The sequence below is a fragment of the Acidisoma sibiricum genome (genome assembly GCF_057837225.1).
Genome location: NZ_CM174445.1, coordinates 1,276,678 through 1,295,254, shown reverse-complemented (window position 1 = coordinate 1,295,254; position 18,577 = coordinate 1,276,678). Strand labels below are relative to the sequence as shown.

At 61.1% G+C, this 18,577-nt stretch carries 19 protein-coding genes; 18 read left to right on the top strand and 1 reads right to left on the bottom strand.

What is annotated here, in order from left to right; genetic code table 11:
- Positions 1-20 precede the first annotated feature (20 nt).
- The 8 genes from flgL to AC3G7M_RS06290 all read left to right on the top strand — a co-directional run bounded on the left by flgL (position 21) and on the right by AC3G7M_RS06290 (position 9,508).
- Positions 21-1,226, top strand: a complete 1,206-nt coding sequence (flgL, locus tag AC3G7M_RS06325; protein WP_489214859.1) for a flagellar hook-associated protein FlgL — start codon at positions 21-23, stop codon at positions 1,224-1,226.
- Positions 1,227-1,235: 9 nt separating this feature from the next.
- Entirely contained in the window at positions 1,236-4,682 is a 3,447-nt protein-coding gene (locus tag AC3G7M_RS06320) for a hypothetical protein (RefSeq protein WP_489214858.1), read from the top strand.
- Positions 4,679-5,404, top strand: a complete 726-nt coding sequence (flgA, locus tag AC3G7M_RS06315; protein WP_489214857.1) for a flagellar basal body P-ring formation chaperone FlgA — start codon at positions 4,679-4,681, stop codon at positions 5,402-5,404. The genes AC3G7M_RS06320 and flgA overlap by 4 nt, the downstream gene beginning before the upstream one ends.
- A gap of 74 nt (positions 5,405-5,478) precedes the next feature.
- Positions 5,479-6,915, top strand: a complete 1,437-nt coding sequence (locus tag AC3G7M_RS06310) for a flagellin N-terminal helical domain-containing protein (protein WP_489214856.1) — start codon at positions 5,479-5,481, stop codon at positions 6,913-6,915.
- Positions 6,916-6,977: 62 nt separating this feature from the next.
- Complete coding sequence (fliD, locus tag AC3G7M_RS06305; protein ID WP_489214855.1) at positions 6,978-8,354, top strand: flagellar filament capping protein FliD; 1,377 nt, start codon at positions 6,978-6,980, stop codon at positions 8,352-8,354.
- 7 nt (positions 8,355-8,361) lie between these two features.
- Positions 8,362-8,742, top strand: coding sequence for a flagellar protein FliS (locus AC3G7M_RS06300; RefSeq protein ID WP_489214854.1), 381 nt, complete (start codon positions 8,362-8,364; stop codon positions 8,740-8,742).
- The gene (locus AC3G7M_RS06295; RefSeq protein WP_489214853.1) at positions 8,739-9,056 is read left to right on the top strand and encodes a flagellar biosynthesis anti-sigma factor FlgM; all 318 of its coding nucleotides are present in this window, start codon (positions 8,739-8,741) and stop codon (positions 9,054-9,056) included. The genes AC3G7M_RS06300 and AC3G7M_RS06295 overlap by 4 nt, the downstream gene beginning before the upstream one ends.
- Before the next feature lie 11 nt (positions 9,057-9,067).
- Positions 9,068-9,508 carry a hypothetical protein gene (locus AC3G7M_RS06290; RefSeq protein WP_489214852.1) on the top strand — a complete coding sequence of 147 codons (441 nt, stop codon included), beginning with the start codon at positions 9,068-9,070 and terminating at the stop codon, positions 9,506-9,508.
- A 49-nt stretch (positions 9,509-9,557) separates the two neighbouring features.
- Here AC3G7M_RS06290 and AC3G7M_RS06285 read toward each other — a convergent pair whose 3' ends face one another.
- Complete coding sequence (locus AC3G7M_RS06285; protein WP_489214851.1) at positions 9,558-10,784, bottom strand: FliM/FliN family flagellar motor switch protein; 1,227 nt, start codon at positions 10,782-10,784, stop codon at positions 9,558-9,560.
- Between the two features lie 409 nt (positions 10,785-11,193).
- Here AC3G7M_RS06285 and AC3G7M_RS06280 point away from each other — a divergent pair, with 409 nt between their 5' ends.
- From AC3G7M_RS06280 to AC3G7M_RS06235, 10 genes are all read left to right on the top strand, one after another.
- Complete coding sequence (locus AC3G7M_RS06280) at positions 11,194-11,565, top strand: response regulator (protein ID WP_489214850.1); 372 nt, start codon at positions 11,194-11,196, stop codon at positions 11,563-11,565.
- A 256-nt stretch (positions 11,566-11,821) separates the two neighbouring features.
- Positions 11,822-12,085 (top strand): STAS domain-containing protein, encoded by a 264-nt coding sequence (locus tag AC3G7M_RS06275; RefSeq protein WP_489214849.1) that lies wholly within the window; start codon positions 11,822-11,824, stop codon positions 12,083-12,085.
- A gap of 5 nt (positions 12,086-12,090) precedes the next feature.
- A complete protein-coding gene (locus AC3G7M_RS06270) occupies positions 12,091-12,456 on the top strand; it encodes a response regulator (RefSeq protein ID WP_489214848.1) in 366 nt (121 codons plus the stop codon).
- A 24-nt stretch (positions 12,457-12,480) separates the two neighbouring features.
- The gene (locus AC3G7M_RS06265) at positions 12,481-14,604 is read left to right on the top strand and encodes a chemotaxis protein CheA (RefSeq protein ID WP_489214847.1); all 2,124 of its coding nucleotides are present in this window, start codon (positions 12,481-12,483) and stop codon (positions 14,602-14,604) included.
- Positions 14,605-14,606: 2 nt separating this feature from the next.
- A complete protein-coding gene (locus tag AC3G7M_RS06260) occupies positions 14,607-15,080 on the top strand; it encodes a chemotaxis protein CheW (RefSeq protein ID WP_489214846.1) in 474 nt (157 codons plus the stop codon).
- Positions 15,080-15,946: a CheR family methyltransferase gene (locus AC3G7M_RS06255; RefSeq protein ID WP_489214845.1), complete on the top strand. Its 867-nt coding sequence runs from the start codon at positions 15,080-15,082 to the stop codon at positions 15,944-15,946. Before AC3G7M_RS06260 ends, AC3G7M_RS06255 begins: the two co-directional genes overlap by 1 nt.
- Positions 15,943-16,977 (top strand): protein-glutamate methylesterase/protein-glutamine glutaminase, encoded by a 1,035-nt coding sequence (locus tag AC3G7M_RS06250; protein ID WP_489214844.1) that lies wholly within the window; start codon positions 15,943-15,945, stop codon positions 16,975-16,977. The genes AC3G7M_RS06255 and AC3G7M_RS06250 overlap by 4 nt, the downstream gene beginning before the upstream one ends.
- Positions 16,974-17,555, top strand: coding sequence for a chemotaxis protein CheD (locus AC3G7M_RS06245; RefSeq protein WP_489214843.1), 582 nt, complete (start codon positions 16,974-16,976; stop codon positions 17,553-17,555). Before AC3G7M_RS06250 ends, AC3G7M_RS06245 begins: the two co-directional genes overlap by 4 nt.
- Positions 17,556-17,568: 13 nt before the next feature.
- Positions 17,569-17,916, top strand: coding sequence for a DUF8776 family protein (locus AC3G7M_RS06240; protein WP_489214842.1), 348 nt, complete (start codon positions 17,569-17,571; stop codon positions 17,914-17,916).
- Positions 17,917-18,147: 231 nt separating this feature from the next.
- Positions 18,148-18,552, top strand: a complete 405-nt coding sequence (locus AC3G7M_RS06235) for a chemotaxis protein CheW (protein WP_489214841.1) — start codon at positions 18,148-18,150, stop codon at positions 18,550-18,552.
- Positions 18,553-18,577: the final 25 nt, after the last annotated feature.

The following is an 18,577-nucleotide window of genomic DNA, read 5'->3' as shown; positions in this document are numbered from 1 at the left end:
CTCAATGAGAGACCTGCATCATGAGCGCATCGCTATACACGAATTTCCTCGCCAACTACACGCAGCAGGAAACCTCGGTCAATACGCTGGAACAGCAGATCGCGAGCGGCTATTCCGTGCAGAGCGCCAATCAAAATCCCGGCGCCTTTGAAGTTGCAACGATCGCCAATAATCAGATCAGCGCGCTGACGACTGACAACGCGACGCAGGCGAGCATCCAGACCAAGCTCAACTCGGTCAGCAACAGCTATTCCGCCGTGTCGACCCTCTATGACAATGTGCAGTCGATCGTCGAACAAGCCTTGAACGGCAGCACCAGCGCGCAGGATCTGCAGGCGCTGTCGCAGCAAGTCACGTCAGCCGGGCAGCAGCTTCTGGGACTTGCCAATTCGACCGCACCGGACGGAACCTATCTCTTCGGCGGATCGCGCAGCACGCTGACACCGTTTCAGACCAGTTCCAGCGGTTCGGTGGTCTATCTCGGCGATGGTGGGCAGGGCCAGGCCGCCATCACGCCCGATACCACCGCCAATACACTCGCCAATGGGGAGGTTTTCGTCAATGCGCTGGCCGGCAACGGCTACAGCACCCTTTCCGCCAATAGCGCCAATACCGGCACGGGCACGCTCCTATCGGAAGGCATCGTGCAATCCGCGGCTGCAGCCAGCTTCCAGGCCGGCACGTCCCCGATTACGCTCAGCTTTTCCGGCACCCCGCCCAATCTGACCTATACGGCGACGCAGGGCGGCAATACGATCGCGACAGGCAGCACATCCTCGGGCAGCACCATTCAGCTCGCGGGGCAGAATTTCCAGCTCAACGGAGCGCCGGCAGCGGGTGACAGTTTTACCATCGCGCCCAGCCGTCCGCAGACCTCCTTTGATCTTCTTCAGAATATTGCGTCAACCCTTTCCACGGCCACGGCCACCCCGGCCGCTAAGGCGCAATCCACACAGGCGCTTAACGATGCGCTTTCCACCCTTGCGCAATATCAGCAATCCTTGCTGACGGCACAGGCCCAGAACGGGGTCACGCTGCAAGCGGTCAACAGCGCCGGCAGCAATAACAGCAATCAGTCGACGCAATTGCAGCTGACGGTGCAGAATACCGTCGGCGTGAACATGCCCACAGCCATGACCCAGCTGAACGAGGCCATCACCGCCGTCACCGCCGCCGGAAAATCCTTTGCGGCGGTGCAGAATTTGAGTCTTTTCCAGTATCTTTGAGGATGATCGGTGTCAGACGCGCTTTTCATTGCAGGCTATTATCGCAGCGGCACCTCGGCGCTGTCCGGCACGCTGCAAAAACTGGGCGTCACCATTCACAATGACGCTGATGCCAATGAGCATAATCCGCGCGGTTTTTTTGAAATACCTGAACTTATCGAATTCGACGTCGACCTGCTGAACCGGCTCGGCATGCAATGGACTGATCTGCGCAGCCTTGAGACAGGCTGGAACGAGCGAGCCGATATGGCAGGCTTCCTCTCGCGGCTGTCGGAAATCATTCGCCGCCGTTTCGGCCAGGAAGAAATCTGGGCGATCAAGCATCCCCATCTGTGCCGTCTTCTGCCCCTCTATGAACGGGTCGCGCGCGAAATCGGCCATCAGGTTAAAGCGATCCATATCAGCCGCGACCCTTGGACGGTCGCGGCAAGCCAGCAGAAGAAAAATGGCCTATCCCGCGCCCATGCCTTGCTGCTCTGGGCCTCCTATCTGACCTCTGCCGAAGCCAATACTCGCAAACTGCCGCGCGCCTGGCTCAACTATCAGCATCTGCTCAAGAACCCGCTCAGCCTTGTCGCCAAACTCGAAAGCGATCTCGACCTCGCCTTAATCGGGCGGCGGCCGAACGGCCGGCAGGAGGTGCTCGATTTTCTCACCACGCAGCTCGATCGCAGCAAGCCGGTAGAGCAGGAGAATCTGCTGACACCCCTGCATGGTCTGGTCGACCGCATGTGGACCGCCCTGCAGGACGAGGATTCCTCGGCCACGACCTGGGATTCCTTCTCCAAATCCTGCGCCGAAATGGTGGATTTCGTGGTCGAACTGGCGGAGAGCAAAGGCGCTCCCCTGCCTGGGGTCACGCATCAGCAGCAAAACGGCCCCGTGCAGGCGCCGAGCGGCTCGGCCGCAGGTCTGCGCCCGGCCGAGCGGCTTGATCCGGGCGGCCGGCGCCGTCTGGAAGCGCTCGCGACCGAATCGGGCGATCTGCCGCGCCTTTGCGTCATCATCGCGGTGCCCTCCGCCCGCGCCCACGCCATTACCGAATCCCTACAATCCTTGCGGCAGCAGTGGCATGCGCCGGCGCAGATCCGCGTCCTCACCAGCGAGCATGTCGACCTGCCGGATATAGAAGTGATGCGCGTTGCGGAGGAAACAGGCGCGCTCACCGCTGCTTTGTGCGCTCTGGTCAACGATACGGACCCGAGCTTCGACTATGTCGCAGTCATGAATGCCGGCGATGTTCTGTCGCCGGATGCCTGCCTGCGCTTCGCCATCGAGGCAAAGCATAGCGCCGCTGACATGATTTATTGCGACGAGATCGTGCTGCGCGATATCGGCCCCTGGATTCGCCACAAGCCCGCCTGGGAGCCGACGCGGCTACGCCAAACGCCCTTCGTCGGTGACTGGGTCTGGTACAACACCCAGGCCCTTGCGCGCATTGGGGGCTTCGATGCGGATTTTGCCGGCGCGGAGGAATATGACGTCCATCTCCGGCTGAGCGAGGCGGGAGCGCGGGTGGTGCGCCTGCCGGAAGCGCTTTTCACGCGCAGCCCCCTGAGCCGGCGGGACAATATTCCCTCCACCCTCTTCATGGCGCGGGCCGAGGCGGCCATCAGCGCCAGTCTGATGCGCAGCGGGTTGGACGGGGTGGTGCAGGCGCGGCAGTTCCAGGGCCTCTATCGCCACCAGCGGACTCTGGCCGATCCGGGCACGACCACAATTCTGCTCTGCGATCACACCGAGGTCGCGGCGATCGACCTTTGGCTGCGCGACTACCTGATGACAACCATTCTGACCGGGCCGATCATTCTGGTCGGCGGCGAGATGCCGCCCCAGACTGTCGCCTTCTTCCAGCAAATCGCGGACAAGGCGGCGGCGCTCGAGCATAAGGTTCTGGCGATCGTGCCCGAGCCCGGCCAGACCACCGGTGACGGGCTGCGCCGGGCCATGGAAGCGGTGCAGACCCCTCACCTCGCCATCCTGGATGCCCGCAGCCAGGCCATGACCCCCGGCTGGCGCGATGAGCTGCGCAGCCGCCTCGCCGATCCGCGGGTGGCCCTGGTCGGGGCCCGCTGCCTCGCACCGCTGCTGGGGGATCGCAACCGCTTCACCGTCCAGGGGCCGATCGTCATCGGCGCTGATACCCGCATGGGCGCCGGCCATCTGGCCGATGACCCGGGGCCGGGCGGCTGGCTGGTGGTTGATCAGGAAGCCAGCGCCCTTGCCCCGCCGGCCCTGCTCCTGCGCAGCGCCGTACTCGCCGCCTGCATCATGCCAAGCCTATCCGGGGATGCGCTCTGGATCGACCTCGGCGCGCAGCTGCGGGCCGCCGGGCATGCTTTGGTCTGGACGCCTGACGTCTCCTTCGCCATCGCCGGCTCGACCATTCGCGCGGATTTCGAGGGCAAGTTTCGCGCTGGCAGCCCTGTGGCCCGTGCCATGCCTTGGGAAGACCCCTTCCACCATCCGGCCCTATCCTTGCACGGCGACCTGCTGGCCCCCGAGCAGCGCCCCGGCCTCGTCCGCTCCATGCCACGCGATCCCCATAGCCTTCTGCTCAGCGGGCCGAGTGAAACCGGGGCCGCCGTCTTCAATATGGCACGGGCGCTCCGCGGCGTTGGCGCCATCGAAGCATCCTGGACGGCCGATATTGTCATGCCCGGCGAAATCGGCCGCCGCGCGCCGGCCCGCTGGCTGCGCATCAATCCGGGCAGCAATGAGATCGGGCAGACGCCGCCTTACACCGCTATCTTCACCCGCCTGCCAAAGAGCGCGGCCAAGCCGGTTCTGGAGGCCGCCGCAGCGCTTTACGCCACCTCGCCAGCCATTGTCGCGCAGATGCGCAAGCTGCTCCCGCCCGGGCACAGCGTGACGCTGGCGCGGCCGGCCCTGTCCCGCCCCATCTGGCAAGACCATGCGGTCGGCAGCGGCATTAACAGCCGGCCGCGCATTCTGTGGTTGGATGAGGGCATAGCGCCTGACTGGATCGCCGATTTGATGACGGAGACCGCCCAGGAGGCGGTTTGGATCGTGATCGAAAGGCCTGGCGCCTCTTATCCGGCCCATGCGACCCGCCTGCGCGCCCCCGCCACCGAAGCCGATTGGGCCCGGGAAATGACCACCGTCGCGCCGCATATTCTGGTGCGGCCGGTGGACCGGGACAATGACGCGGCAGCCGATTGTTATGTGAGCCTGCTCGCCGGTGCCACCGGATGTCATCTGCTGCTGGACGAGCGGCTCGACCACCCCGCCGAACTGCCGGTCCTGGCCCTGCCGAACCGCCTCTCTGCCTGGCAGCGCGCGATCCGCCTCGCCTTGCAGGATTTTCACGCCACCCTCGCCCAGGGCGCGGAGACCCGGAAGGCTGCTCTCGCCCTCCCCGCTGTGGAAGAGGCCGCGCCGCCCTGGTCGATCGTGGCACGTCCCAGCAGTCACACGCGGCAGGCGGCGGAATGAGAGCTGCCCGCAGAAAGCAGGGCCGGGACGGCATCCGCGTGGCAGCGGCAGCGGCCATCTTGCTTCTGATTGCGGGCGCATCTCCCCAGGCTGCTCCGGCCGCCGGGCGGGAGGCCCCCGCGACCATCACCACGGCCGTGCAGCAGGCGGTCGCCGCCACCGCGCCGGCCAATGCCGCCATCACCCTCGGCTCGGTCGCGGGCGCGCAGTACATGCCCGCCTGCCGTGGCCCGCTCAGTGTCACCGTCAGCGGGCTGGAACCCTATCTGCAGGCGGCTGTGCAATGCCCGCAGCCCCGTTGGACCCTTTATGTCAGCGTCACGGTCGATAGCCGCATGGCGATCGTGGTCGCAGCGCGCACCATTCCCGGCGGCCGCGTCATCACCTCGGATGACCTAATGCTGCAGGAGGAGCCGCTCTCCCTCTATGCGGGGCGGCAGATCTACTACCACCCGGAAGATGTCGCAGGGGCGACGGCTATTCTATCGCTGCCGCGCGGCGCCATCCTCACCAATACCGTGGTTCAGCAGCCGATCGTGGTGCAGGCAGGCCAGACGATTTCCGTCGATGTCCATGCGGGCGCCGTCGATGTCACGCTGGACGCGACCGCTGAGCAGGCGGGACGCATCGGCGACAGCATCACGGTCTTCAATCCGACCACCGGGAAGCGCTTCCAGGCCACCATCACGCCCAATGGCGCAGTTGTCCAACTGAGTTCGTAGGGAAGACCTGCGGAAAAGTTTGGGCTGGCTCCCCGAATAGAGGGGCACGGCAACCCGAACCAAAGGAGCTGAAGATGTCCGCCGTAGGCTCGATCCTGACCAACCAGGGCGCACTGAATGCGCTCAACTCGATTACCGCTACCAATAACCTCAACAATTCGCTGGAACAGCAACTGTCCAGTGGTCTGTCGATCAACTCGCCTGCGGATAATCCGGCTGGCTACATCACGGCGCAAGGCTTCACGTCGCAGCTGAACGGCCTCACCCAGGCCGTCTCGAATGCCAATCAGGGTGTCAGCCTGCTGCAGACGGCGCAGGGCGCACTGCAGCAGCAGATCGGCGTTGTCCAGCAGCTCAACTCCATCGCTGTGCAGGCCGCCAACGGCACGCAAAGCTCGGCCGGCTCGCAATCGCTGCAAAGCGTGGTGACGCAGCTCACCGCGCAGGTCACCACCATCGCTTCGCAGACGCAGTTCAACAACATCAACCTGCTCGACGGCAGCTTCAGCGGTGTGCAGTTCCAGGTCGGCGCCAATGAAGGCCAGACCCAGAGCCTGTCGATTGGCAATACCAGTGCCAATGCCATTGGCCTCAACCAGTCCTCCGCTTCAGCCACCATCTATGGCGCGGGCAATTCGACAGGCGTATTGACCACCGGCACAACCGGCGCATTCACCGCCGGGACCGTGAAATATACCGGTAACAACGGCAATACCGGATCTGTGGCGGTGACGGCCAATGAGTCGGCGCAGAGCATCGCGACCGCCGTCAACAATCTGGCGTCCAAAACGGGCGTAACGGCGCAAGCCACCAACACCCTCACCCTGACCGCCACGGCCGGGACCAATGGCGGCTTCGCGTTCAAAATCCAGGGGAGCGGCAGCGCGCAGACGGTTAACGCCGCGAGCGTCTCGGCCCTCGCCTCGCAGATTAACGGCCAGACCGGCACCACGGGCATTTCCGCCACCGTCAACAAGGCCGGCACCGCCGTGACCCTGACCCAGGCGAATGGCAAGAATATCAGCTTCACCAATTTCTCCTCCGGCAGCCTGACCGCGGCTGGCCAGGGTACCTCGGTGACAGTCGGTGGTGCCAATGCCAGCGGCACCATCCAGGGCCAGGTCGCCTTCCAGTCTAGCGCAGCCTTCAGCTTGACGAACGGCTCGGATATCGGTCTGAAGACCTCGTCCAATCTCACCTCACTCTCCGATATCAACGTGACGACGACGTCAGGGGCGAATACCGCCATCAACGTTGTGAAGTTCGCTTTGCAGGGTTTGAACAATCAGGGCGGCGTGCTCGGCGCGGCGCAGCAGCGACTGACCGCGAGTATCAACAACCTCAATACCAGCAGCCAGAACGTCACCAGCGCTCTCGGTGTCGTCCAGGATGCGAATATCCCGCAGGTCAGCAACCAGCTGACCCAGGCGCAGATTCAGGCGCAGGCGGGTGTCGCGGCGCTGAAAAGCTCCACCACGCTCCAGCAGTCCTATCTGTCGCTGCTGCCGTAACCACCTGCGCGGCCGGGGGCCCTCCTCTCGGCCGCGCAGCCTTTCCATCTTGAGGTAAGGTCATGACGATCAGTTCTTTGAGTTCCGCCACCGTGCAAAGCCAAATCTCGCAATACGAGACGCGGCTACAGGCGCCGATTACGCAGCTCAAGAGCCAGATCACCACCGAGACGACCCAAATCTCTGCCTGGGGCACTATTCAGGGAACGATTTCATCACTGTCGAAGTCTCTCTCTGGAATCAGCGATCTCAGCACGCTGTCTTCGCGCAGCGCGGCTTCCACCAGTTCCAGCGTCGCCACCGTCAAGGCCAACAATTCCGCGACCATCGGCACCTATACGCTGTCCAATGTCCATAAGGCGGCGGCCGAGACGATCTATACCGGCCTGAAAAGCAGCGCATCGGCATCGATCGGTACCAGTGCAGGTTCGCTCACCTTCGTTCAGAACGGCAAAACCGAATCCATTTCCGTTGGCTCCGGCAGCCTGACCTTGAACGGCGTCGCCGCTGCCATCAACAAAGCGGGCGATGGCGTCAGCGCCTCCATCGTCACTTCAAGCACTGGAGCGCGCCTCGTTCTGCAAAGCAGCACAACCGGAAGTTCGCAAGCCTTCACGGTCAGCGGCACCGGGGCGCTGGCCGCTTTCGACTATAATCCGACCGGCAGCGCCACGACCAGCGGATCATGGACGGTGGCGCAAAAGGCCGCTGACGCGACGCTGAAGGTGAACGGCGTTCCCGTCACCAATGCCACGAATAGTCTGGCCGATACTATCAAGGGATTGACCATCACCTTGGCCGGTTCCGGCAGTACGACGCTGTCCGTCAGCAGTTCCACAAGCGGATTGACCTCGGCCCTGTCATCGGTTGCAACCTCACTCAATTCCGCCATTTCCGGCATCGCCAGCGAAATCAAATATACGGCGGCCACCGGCAGTGGCTCGGGTGCTAAAGCGGCATCAGCCGGACCGCTTCTCGGCAATTTCACGGCGACCAACCTGTCCAATCAATTGGTGTCGGCCATTTCCGGCGCAGCAGCATCAGGTGTCTCCGCCAATGCCATTGGCCTGACCGTCAGCAGTACCGGCGCCGTCTCATTCGATAGCGGCACCTTCAGCCAGGCCTATGCCAGCAATCCGACGGGCGTGCAAAAACTGGTGTCCCAGATTTACACGTCTCTCACCAGCATCACCAAGGACGCGATCGGCGGCACCAAAAGCGGCAGCGGCAGCGGTTCGATCGGCGCGCAGACCACCTCACTGAATGCGCAGGTCACCTCGATCAATAGTGAAATCCAGCAGATCACCAAGCAAAATTCCGCGAATCTGCAAAATCTCATTAACGAATATTCGCTTGCCGAAACAAAATCGTCGTCCGCTTCGATAACACAAGCTTATCTTAATATCTTCCTGAGCACCTCCGGTTCTTCAACAGGGTGATCGCGCGATGACCGAAACTTCCACCCTTTATCGCGCGACCATGTTCGACGGCGAACCGACGGTCGATTGGCTGCGCCCTGGCTGGCGTGCGCTCCGCCTCTATGGCCGCAAGGCCAAGCGCGCCATTGAGGAAGGCGATATGACGGCGAAAGCGGAAATGCTGTCGCGTGCTGACCAATTACTGACCATCATGACCGGCATTCTCGATACCGGTCATGACAATGCGCTCGGCCAGTCGCTGATGCGCATCTATAGCGCCTTGCGTTTGGCCCTGCTTGACGCCAATATAGAGAATGATCCAAAGCCGCTTGATGATTTCGACGGGGCGCTTCGCGTCCTGGACAGCGAATTCATCAAATTGGCTGAATCAGCATCGGAACGGCGATGACCAGCGGAATCCGCCCCTACTCTGGCAATGAATTGGCGCATGAGGTTTCCACGTCGGGAAGCTCTCCGCCACCTGCACAAGTATCGGGCCAAGCGAACCATAGCCAGGCGACTGCGGCGAACGAGGCCGTTACGCTCACGCAAAATGCGACGATCTCGGCGCAGCTTTTGTCGAATGCGCGGCAGGCGCCCGGCATCGATTCCCAGGCTGTGAAAACCCTCAAATCGGCCATCCAAAACAATTTATTTACTGTTTCCCCGGATACTCTCGCCAGCGCCATCACTTCAGCGCATGCCCAGTTGAAGCCTTCATAGAAAGACCTGCCATGACCGGCGCACCTGACGAGTTGCTCGGCCTTGGCGATTCCATCCAGATTGCCCGCGTGGCGCTGGATGCGGTTCATGAAACGATCGCTTCGTTGGAAACGCTTCTGCTCACGGGCCGGCCTCCCGCCATTGCCGACATGGCCTTGCGCTTGGATATGGCCCTCGCCGCTGCCAGGCCGATCCTGGACAAGATGCGCGACCATCTCACATCCATGAAGGTGCGCAATCTGGCAGAGCTGTCGCTTGCCGTATTGCAGCGCGGCGAGCGTGACCTTGCACGCGCCATTCGTGATATCGAACTTAGGTTGAGAGGCATCATGACCCATAGCCTGTCTGGGTACAGGCGCGCCGACGGATTGGCCCGTTCCCTGACCGCTTCCCTGGCTCAGCTCCGTGCCGCGGGCGCCATCGATCCGCCTGGTCTGCTGGCAGAGGCCTAAAGGTTTTTCACATCCTGCCGCCGGCCCGGATTATCAACCGGTCTCGGCGTCACATCTCGCCGGTCGGCGCCAGTTCGACAATCTTCAGCCCATAGCGGCCGCCCCCCGCCGATACGATTTCTCCCTGGCCAAAATGCCGGCCACCGATGGAGATGGGCAGGGGTTCCTCCATTGGCTGCTCCAGCCGAATGAGTTCGCCGGCCTTCAATTCCGTCAGCCCTCCGACCGTCATGCTGGTATCGCCCAGGCGAACCGTCAAATCAACCAAGACCCGATCGACAATCGATGCCGGACCAAGATCCGATTTCGCCTGGCTGTGATGGAGCTTATGCAGGGACAGGGGTTCTTTGGGCTTTTCCAAGGGACGTTGCGACCGCGCCAGGAACAGATCGCTATTGCCCGCAATCGGACGACAGCAGACGACGCCGTCAACCTGGCCGTAATCGGCATTGAACAGATCCAGCCCGCTGGAATAGGCGACCGCCTGCGGCAGGAGCGTGATAGGCAATACCTGGTTCAGCTTCAGCCGCCGCACCACACCCAGCGGCACCTGCGTGCGGACGATGTCAAATGCAATGTCAACCAGGGTACTGGCCGTCAGATGTGCCATCGTTGCGGTCCATCGATGATCGATCAATGCTGGCCCGATCAGCCAGGTCTGCGACGTCACCCTGGCCTCGAAGGGCTCGAGGGCGGAATAGGGTATGATCGCGCGGATGGAGCCTATTCCCAGCGAGGTCTCAAATATGCCGGTGGTCGAAATCATCCAGTCCTGCTTATCGGCGATCGCCAGCATATTGACGGCCGTCTCGTATTGCACGATCTGCCAATTGAGTGCTGAAAAGCTGCTGAGCACGTCGGCGATGCCGTCAAGCGTGAGTTCGATCATCTGCTTGCCTATTCTGATTTCCATCGCGGACAGATCGTTGCGCATGACGAAATCGGAACTGGTCGCGCCGAACATCGCATCGACGACCGTGCCGATGAGATCGCCTTCGACCGCGATGATGATGCGGCCATGCAAGGGGGCAAGGTCCGCAATGCCGGCCAGCATGACATCGGGAAGCGCCGAGAGCGCCGTATCGTGGCTGATCACACCATTGACGCAGCTCAGCAGTTGTACCGGGCAGCGCATCCGCTGCGACAAGGAAAAGGCAATCTTGCGCATGATCGGATCGGACAGGCCTTCCATCAGCGCCGACCGCAGCTGCGGGGTGAGCGCCGATGCGAGAAGATCCAGCGATTCGTGTTCAATCTCTTCTTGCAGCAGACCCATGGTACCCTAACCCAAAACGTGCAAGGCGCGATGCTGCCCGCCACAAGATTTTCTCAACCAGATCGCGATATCACCAGCCCATGGCCGGCTGCCCGACCATATCCGATTCGGACGACCAGCCATGAATGCGAAGCTGTGATAAGGCAATATAGACTATTGTATCCGAGAATGACCTTGCGAGATGCCTTTATGTTTTTTATAATATCGACCGAGATTTACTGCGACGTTAATGTATTTATTAGGAAATTATTAAGTTCATACTTCATATATGAACAACATCGTAAATGGATCGGGTGGCATGAGAGCACGATAAGAATTTTCTGTCTTTGATGCACCGTTTTGTAACTACTCCGCCGTCAGCAATTACCGCGCTGAAGGTCCCAAACAGCGGGGAAGAGGCCACACGCAGATGGCGATGATATTGATCCTGGACGATTCAGCCGCCATGGTGATGAACCTGGCGCAGATTCTATCCAAGGCTGGCTATGAAGTGACGACGGCAGGCAATGGCAAGGAAGGGATCGCGGAGCTGACGAACGGCTTGAAGCCGTCCGTAATTCTGACCGATCTTAATATGCCGGAAATGGATGGCATTGAATTTATCAAGGAAGCTCGGAAATCGTCGAGTTCCAAATTCACACCCATCATCGTCTTGAGCGGTGAAGCGGATGGCCGCAAACGGGATGAGGCGCGGGCGGCCGGTGCGTCGGGCTGGCTCACCAAGCCGCCGCAGCCGAATCAGCTGCTCTATGTCGTCAAGCAATTTCTCCCCGCGAAATAAGACAGAGCGACAGGCTGCTCTGCTTTTCCCATGGCCTGTGCAACCATGGTTCCCCGAAAATATAGTGACTTCTCTGGATGATTTAACATTTGGATCTTTTCGCGTGGGCATCAGGGAAAATTAGGAAAGTTTCCTTATAACTGCCTCGGCACAGAGGATTTCGCTCCGCTCAGCAGTGGATGCCTCTCAGTAAGACGACTTTTGGCGAAGCCCTCTGTCATTCCAGACGCAACCGCGGAGACCTCCCATAGAAACCTTGCACCTCCCCGCCGTTCTCGATCTCCAGTCGGCGGCGGCTTTGCAACAGCAGTTCCTGGCCGTGCGCGGCCAGGCACTGCGCGTCGATGCCGGGAATGTGGAACGCGTCGGCGGCCTCGGATTGCAGGTGCTCCTCGCCGCCCAGGCGGCTTGGCAGGCCGACAATCAAAAGTTTTCGGTCGAGAAAATCTCGCGTGAGGTGGCCGCCGGATTGAAACTCCTCGGCGTTCCTGCAGGCAGTCTCTCTGATGGAGAAGGATAGAGTCGATGGCCTTGACCGTCCTCACCGTCGATGATTCGCGGACCATGCGGGATATGCTGAAGCATTCGCTGATTGCGGCCGGCTTCCGCGTTCTGCAGGCCGAAGATGGCATCGATGGGTTGGAAGTTCTCAAGAGCGAGACACCCGACGTCATCGTGACCGATATCAACATGCCGCGGCTCGATGGATTTGGCTTTATCGAAGCTTTGCGGCGCGACATGGATCGGCGCGCGACGCCCATTCTGGTTCTGACCACCGAAGCCGATCCCGATAAGAAAAGTCGCGCCAAAGCCGCCGGCGCCACCGGCTGGATCGTCAAGCCGTTCGATCCCGCCAAGCTCGTTGATGCAATCCGCCGTGTAGCGGCCTGAGGTCACACTATGGCACCAGATCCGATGGCTGAAATCCGCGATGTGTTCTTCCAGGAATGTGAAGAACAGCTCTCGGAACTTGAATCCGGCCTCCTCCGCATGGAAGGTGGCCAGGCCGATGCGGAAACCGTCAATGCCGTTTTCCGTGCCGTCCATTCCATCAAGGGCGGGGCCGGCATTTTCGCGCTCGACGCGCTGGTCCGCTTCGCCCATGTCTTCGAGACGACGCTGGACGCGGTGCGCAGCGGACGCCTCGCTGCGGATGCGACGGTCATGTCCCTGCTGCTCCGCGCCGCGGATGCGCTGATGGATCTGGTCCGCGCCGCCCGCAAGGGAGAGACGCTGAGCGATGCCCGCACCCAGGATCTGGTGGCGGAATTCGGCGCCCTGGCGGCAGGCGGCGGTGGCGAGGCGAAGGCGGCTGCCCCCGCGGCACCGGTTGCCGCGCCGGTCGTTGCGGCCGCCCCGGTGGCGCGCTCCGCCAATCTGCGGACATGGGTCATTCGCCTGACACCGAAGGCGAGCCTTTATGCCAATGCGAATGAAACCGCATTGCTGCTGCGGGAACTCTCCGCTCTGGGCGAGGCTGAGGTCGATATTGACAGCAGCGCCTTGCCGGATCTGGCCGAACTCGATCCTGAAGCGGCCTATCTGAGCTGGACGGTGACCCTGGCGACGGAAGGCGATGAAAAGGCCATCCGCGCCGTCTTCGACTTTGTCGAGGATGAGTGCGATCTCGACCTCTTTGAACGCCCCGACTTCAGCTTCTTCGATGCGGGTGGGCAGGATATGCCTGCGGATGAGCCACCTGCGGCAGCAGCCCTGCCGGCCCTTGCGGAGGGCGGCCAGCCGGGCCGCCAGGACACCGCAGGCATGCCCGCCGCAAGCGGTGGCCCGATTGAAGCCATGGCGGCCCAGGCGGAGAGCGCGGCGACGGTCGGCGCCACCATCCGTGTCGATCTCGATCGCGTTGACCGGATGATCGATCTCGTGGGTGAACTCGTCATCACCGAAGCGATGGTGAGCCAACGTGTTCTGGAAGCCGGTCTCGCGCGCACCTCGGCGGTGGCCATGGCGCTGGAGGAGCTGGAAGCTCTGACGCGCGAGATTCAGGACAGCGTCATGGCCATTCGGGCCCAGCCGGTACGGGCAGTGTTTCAGCGCATGCCGCGTCTGGTGCGGGAGCTGGCTGCCCATACCGGCAAGCAGGTGCGGCTGGTCACGGAAGGCGAAGGCACGGAAGTCGACAAGACCGTCATCGAGCGCATTGCCGATCCTTTGACCCATATGATCCGTAATGCGATCGACCATGGGCTGGAATCGACGGAAGGCCGCATCGCGGCGGGCAAGCCGGCCGAAGGTTTGGTGCGCCTGTCGGCACTGCATCGTTCCGGCCGAATCGTCATTGAAGTTTCTGATGATGGTGCCGGCATCAACCGGACCCGCGTGCGGCAGAAAGCCATCGAGAATGGGCTGATCAGCCCTGATGCGCAGCTGACCGATGACGAAGTCGATAACCTCATCTTCCTGCCGGGCTTTTCCACCGCCAGCGCGATATCCGATATTTCGGGCCGCGGCGTCGGCATGGATGTGGTGCGGCGGTCGGTTCAGGCAATGGGCGGCCGTATCTCCATCGCCTCTCGGCCTGGCCTGGGTTCGACATTCACCCTCAGCCTGCCGCTGACCCTGGCGGTGCTCGACGGTATGGTGGTCAAAACCTCCGACCAGACGCTCATTGTGCCCCTGGCGGCCGTATTGGAAACCCTGCGGCCGGCGCCCGCGGATATGTATCCGCTGGACAATCGCACCTCCGTTCTGGCGCTGCGCGGCGGCTATGTGCCGATCGTTGACGTCGCCGAGGTTCTAGAATTCGGCAACCGTATCACCGTGCCCGACCAGGCCGTCGCTCTGCTGGTGGAAAGCGAAGGCGGCAATCGCGCCATCCTTCTGGTCGATGAGATTCAAGGTCAGCGCCAGGTCGTGATCAAAAGCATCGAAGCCAATTATCGTGCGGTCTACGGCATCGCCGCCGCAACCGTCATGGGTGACGGCCATGTCGCACTCATTCTTGACGTTGACACCATCGTCTCCGCCACGCGCGATTCCGGCAGGCCGGAATTTACCCGCACCGTATCGCAGGTCTTCTAGACATGAGAGCCGCCACGGATATCTCCCAAATCGATAGCAAAATCCGCGAGCTGATCGCCTTTCGCGTTGGCAAGCAGGAATTCAGTATCAACGTGACCTCGGTCCGCGAAATCCGCGGCTGGACCTCGGCGACGATGCTGCCCAAGGCGCCCCGCTATATCAGAGGTGTGATCAATCTGCGCGGCGCCGTGCTGCCCATCGTCGATTTTGCCGTGCGCCTTGGCTTGCCCTCGGCAGAACCGACCGCGCGGAACGTCATCATCGTGGTTCAGATCGAGCAGAAGCAGATCGGCATTCTGGTCGATGCTGTGTCCGATATCATCACCCTCAATCACGGCAATATCCAGCCCGCACCGGATATTTCTTCCGAATCAGTCAGCTCTTTTGTTCGCGGCCTCATACCGGTGGATGGACGCATGATCAGCCTGATCTCTCTTGATCATGTTCTGCCGCCCGAAAGCGCGGTTGCCGCCTGATGAATAATAGTGATCTCGTCAGCGAGGGTGAATTCAACTTCAGCGCGGCTGACTTTCGCACGATTGCGCAAATCCTCCTGTCCGAGACGGGCATCTCCCTTGGCGAGAACAAGGTCAATCTGGTCTATTCGCGCCTGGCGAAGCGTCTGCGCGCTTTAGGTCTAAAGACCTTCCGGGAATATTGCGATCTCATCCAAAGTGCCAATGGCGAGACCGAACGTGGCGAGATGATTGCCGCGCTGACGACCAATGTCACCCGCTTTTTCCGTGAGCAGCATCACTTCGACCATCTGAAAAGCGAAATCCTGCCTCCCTTGGTGGCCTTCGCCAAGAAAGGCGGCCGCGTCCGCATCTGGTCGGCGGCGTGCTCCAGCGGACAGGAGCCCTATTCCATCGCCATGACCATCCTGGGCGTCATGCCGGATGCGGGACGGTACGATATCAAAGTTCTGGCGACCGATATCGACCCGAATATGATCGCCTTCGGACAGGAGGCGATCTATTCGGATTCCGCCGCGGAGTCCATTCCCACTGCGCTGCGATCGCGCTGGTTTCTCAGCAATGGCAGCGGCGCCTTCAAGGCGGGTGATGAGCTGCGCAGCCTGGTCTCCTTCCGCCGTCTCAATCTGATCGGCTCCTGGCCGATGAGCGGCCGCTTCCAGGCCATCTTTTGCCGCAACGTGGTCATCTATTTCGATCATGACACCCAGGCCAAAATCTGGGAGCGGATGGCGCCTCTGCTGGAACCGGGAGGCGCGCTTTATATCGGTCATTCCGAACGCGTGACGGGGTCGGCAGAACGACTTCTTAAGAGTGAGGGCATTACCACCTATCGTTTCTCTCCAAAACAAGCATCGAAATCATGACCACGCGCGTCCTTATCGTCGATGATTCTCCAACTATGCGCGGTGTCATAGCGGCCCGGCTGCGGTCAGATCCGACCATTGAGGTGATCGGCCAGGTCGCCGACCCGCATGAGGCGCGGCAGGCGATCAAGCTGCTCAACCCCGATGTCATCACGCTCGACATCGAAATGCCGAATATGGACGGTATCGAGTTTCTCGACAAAATCATGCGCCTGCGGCCGACGCCGGTGATCATGATCTCGTCGCTGACCCAGCGTGGCGCCGATATAACGCTGCGGGCGCTCGAAATCGGGGCCTTTGACTGTATCGCGAAGCCGAGCGCAGGGGATTCGGACGATTTTGAGCAATTGCCGGAGAAGGTGAAGGCCGCTGCGACCTCGCGGCGGCGCATGCGGAAGCTCACCAATGTCATTCGGGAGGATCGGTCAAGTTTTCAGCCCGATGACCGTATCGTCGCCATCGGCGCCTCTACGGGCGGGGTCGAAGCGCTTATCACCGTCGTATCGTCCTTCCCCAAGAACTGCCCCCCGACGATTATAACGCAGCATATGCCGCCGACCTTCACGCGCAGCTTTGCCAACCGTCTCAACAATATCTGCGCCGCCTCGGTGACCGAGGCGAGCGATGGCGCGCATCTCAAGCCTGGCAGCATCTATCTGGCGCCAGGGGATCATCATCTAGAGCTGAGCACCTCGGGCCCGCTGCGCTGCCGGCTGCACCAGGGTCCCAAGGTCAATGGTCATCGGCCCTCGGCGGATGTGATGTTTGCCTCGGTTCTGCGTTCCGTCGGCAACCGGGCCATCGGCGTTATCCTCACCGGCATGGGGCGCGATGGGGCCGATGGGCTGCTCGCCCTGCGCAATGCGGGCTGCGACACGATCGGCCAGGACGAACAAACCAGTGTCGTCTATGGCATGCCGCGCGTGGCCTTTGAAATCGGCGCGGTGGTGCGGCAGTTGCCTTTGGAGCAGATCGGCGACCGCATCATTCGCATGGCGAGCAGCCAGCAAGTCTCGGCGCAGAAAGTATGAGCGGGCGACATAGTGCAACCGGCAGTCCGGTCCGTATTCATGTCGTCCAGGGCGAGCAGCATGTTGACAACAACCCTGATGCCGTTCTGACAACCATTCTTGGCTCCTGCATCGCGGCCTGCCTGTGGGACCCTGTCAGCGGCTATGGCGGGATGAATCATTTTCTTCTCCCCGGTGACGAAAGTCAGGTCGTGGATGCGCGAAACCCTGGGCCTTCCGCGCGTTACGGCGTTCATGCGATGGAGTTGCTCGTCAATGCCCTGCTCCGCCGCGGCGCACGCCGGGACAGTCTGCGGGCCAAGCTTTTCGGTGGGGCGCGGATGATTCGTGGCTTGACCGATGTCGGTAATCTGAACGCCGGTTTTGCCGAGAAATTCCTGCAGGCCGAAGGCATTCCCATTCAGGGCGGCAGCCTGCGCGGCGATTATGGGCGGCGCATTCAGTTCTGGCCCGTCAGCGGGCGCGCGCGGCAGGTATTTCTGCAAGGCGAGTCTCAGTCTCAGCCCCTATTTCAGGATGAATATAAGACATCCGTCACAAAGACAGCTGGTCAGACAGGTGACATTGAATTGTTTTAGCGAAAGCCCCGCCATGGACCAGACGACGCAGCTCGTTCCCATTCTTAACGCGATCGCGACCGAACTTGGAGAGCTTGGCGTGACGATTGAACAGCTCCAAACGTTGCTGAGCCCGGCATTGTACGAAATCGCGACGAATGACGACTATGTGCGGAACGTGCAGACGCTTGATCTCATGTCTCAGCGCCTCAACGCCATATCCACATTCATGACGTCCCTCAATGATTCCGTCCCGGCAAACTGCTTTGTTAACTCTTCCTCCGCATTGCAGGAGGTAAAACTCGCTGAGCTTGCGCATAAGCTTATGGGTGAGGAAGCGGACCCCAACCAACAAGCCTCCGGCGAGCTGGATCTTTTTTAAGAGACCATCCTGTAGGGATAGGCCACGATACAGAAACGGAGATTCGGACGATGCCATCCGCCACGGCACAAGCACGTTAGGACCGCGCGACGTTTTAGTCTCACTATCTCCTTAGGCGAAGACAGAAAGTAGGTTTGGTTGATGTCAAAGCAGCCGCAAATCGGCGCAGCCGTGCAGCATGATAAAGCAAATCAGCTTCTCTCCGTGCGCGTAGGTGATCAGGAGTATGCCATGAGCATCATGGCTATTCGGGAAATCCGCGGCTGGATCACCTCCACACCGCTGCCGCATGCGCCGCTCTATATCAAGGGCATGATCAATCTCCGTGGCACCGTATTGGCCATCGTTGATCTGGCAGTACGTCTTGGCCTGCCCAACCGCGAACCGACCCAGGCCTCTGTCGTGGTCGTCGTGGAATTGGGAGACAAGGCCGTCGGGCTGCTGGTCGATGCCGTGTCGGATATCATCGCCGTCACCGAGGATATGCGGCAAGGCACCCCGGACACCGGTGAAACCGTGTCACGCTCCTATATTGAAAGCGTGATCATGATCGACCAGCGAATCATCGGTATTCTGTCGCTGCCCGCGGTTATCCCCCAGGAGCAGATCATGAAGCTCGATCTGCAAATGGCCTGAAGCGACCTGCACCGGCCGCGGTCGG

Bases quoted from the DNA above. Each gene is read 5' to 3' on its own strand.
- flgL (WP_489214859.1), top strand. From the start codon at position 21: ATGAGCGCATCGCTATACACGAATTTCCTCGCCAACTACACGCAGCAG.
- flgA (WP_489214857.1), top strand. From the start codon at position 4,679: ATGAGAGCTGCCCGCAGAAAGCAGGGCCGGGACGGCATCCGCGTGGCA.
- AC3G7M_RS06310 (WP_489214856.1), top strand. From the start codon at position 5,479: ATGTCCGCCGTAGGCTCGATCCTGACCAACCAGGGCGCACTGAATGCG.
- fliD (WP_489214855.1), top strand. From the start codon at position 6,978: ATGACGATCAGTTCTTTGAGTTCCGCCACCGTGCAAAGCCAAATCTCG.
- AC3G7M_RS06300 (WP_489214854.1), top strand. From the start codon at position 8,362: ATGACCGAAACTTCCACCCTTTATCGCGCGACCATGTTCGACGGCGAA.
- AC3G7M_RS06295 (WP_489214853.1), top strand. From the start codon at position 8,739: ATGACCAGCGGAATCCGCCCCTACTCTGGCAATGAATTGGCGCATGAG.
- AC3G7M_RS06290 (WP_489214852.1), top strand. From the start codon at position 9,068: ATGACCGGCGCACCTGACGAGTTGCTCGGCCTTGGCGATTCCATCCAG.
- AC3G7M_RS06285 (WP_489214851.1), bottom strand. From the start codon at position 10,784: ATGGGTCTGCTGCAAGAAGAGATTGAACACGAATCGCTGGATCTTCTC.
- AC3G7M_RS06280 (WP_489214850.1), top strand. From the start codon at position 11,194: ATGGCGATGATATTGATCCTGGACGATTCAGCCGCCATGGTGATGAAC.
- AC3G7M_RS06270 (WP_489214848.1), top strand. From the start codon at position 12,091: ATGGCCTTGACCGTCCTCACCGTCGATGATTCGCGGACCATGCGGGAT.
- AC3G7M_RS06265 (WP_489214847.1), top strand. From the start codon at position 12,481: ATGGCTGAAATCCGCGATGTGTTCTTCCAGGAATGTGAAGAACAGCTC.
- AC3G7M_RS06260 (WP_489214846.1), top strand. From the start codon at position 14,607: ATGAGAGCCGCCACGGATATCTCCCAAATCGATAGCAAAATCCGCGAG.
- AC3G7M_RS06255 (WP_489214845.1), top strand. From the start codon at position 15,080: ATGAATAATAGTGATCTCGTCAGCGAGGGTGAATTCAACTTCAGCGCG.
- AC3G7M_RS06250 (WP_489214844.1), top strand. From the start codon at position 15,943: ATGACCACGCGCGTCCTTATCGTCGATGATTCTCCAACTATGCGCGGT.
- AC3G7M_RS06245 (WP_489214843.1), top strand. From the start codon at position 16,974: ATGAGCGGGCGACATAGTGCAACCGGCAGTCCGGTCCGTATTCATGTC.
- AC3G7M_RS06240 (WP_489214842.1), top strand. From the start codon at position 17,569: ATGGACCAGACGACGCAGCTCGTTCCCATTCTTAACGCGATCGCGACC.
- AC3G7M_RS06235 (WP_489214841.1), top strand. From the start codon at position 18,148: ATGAGCATCATGGCTATTCGGGAAATCCGCGGCTGGATCACCTCCACA.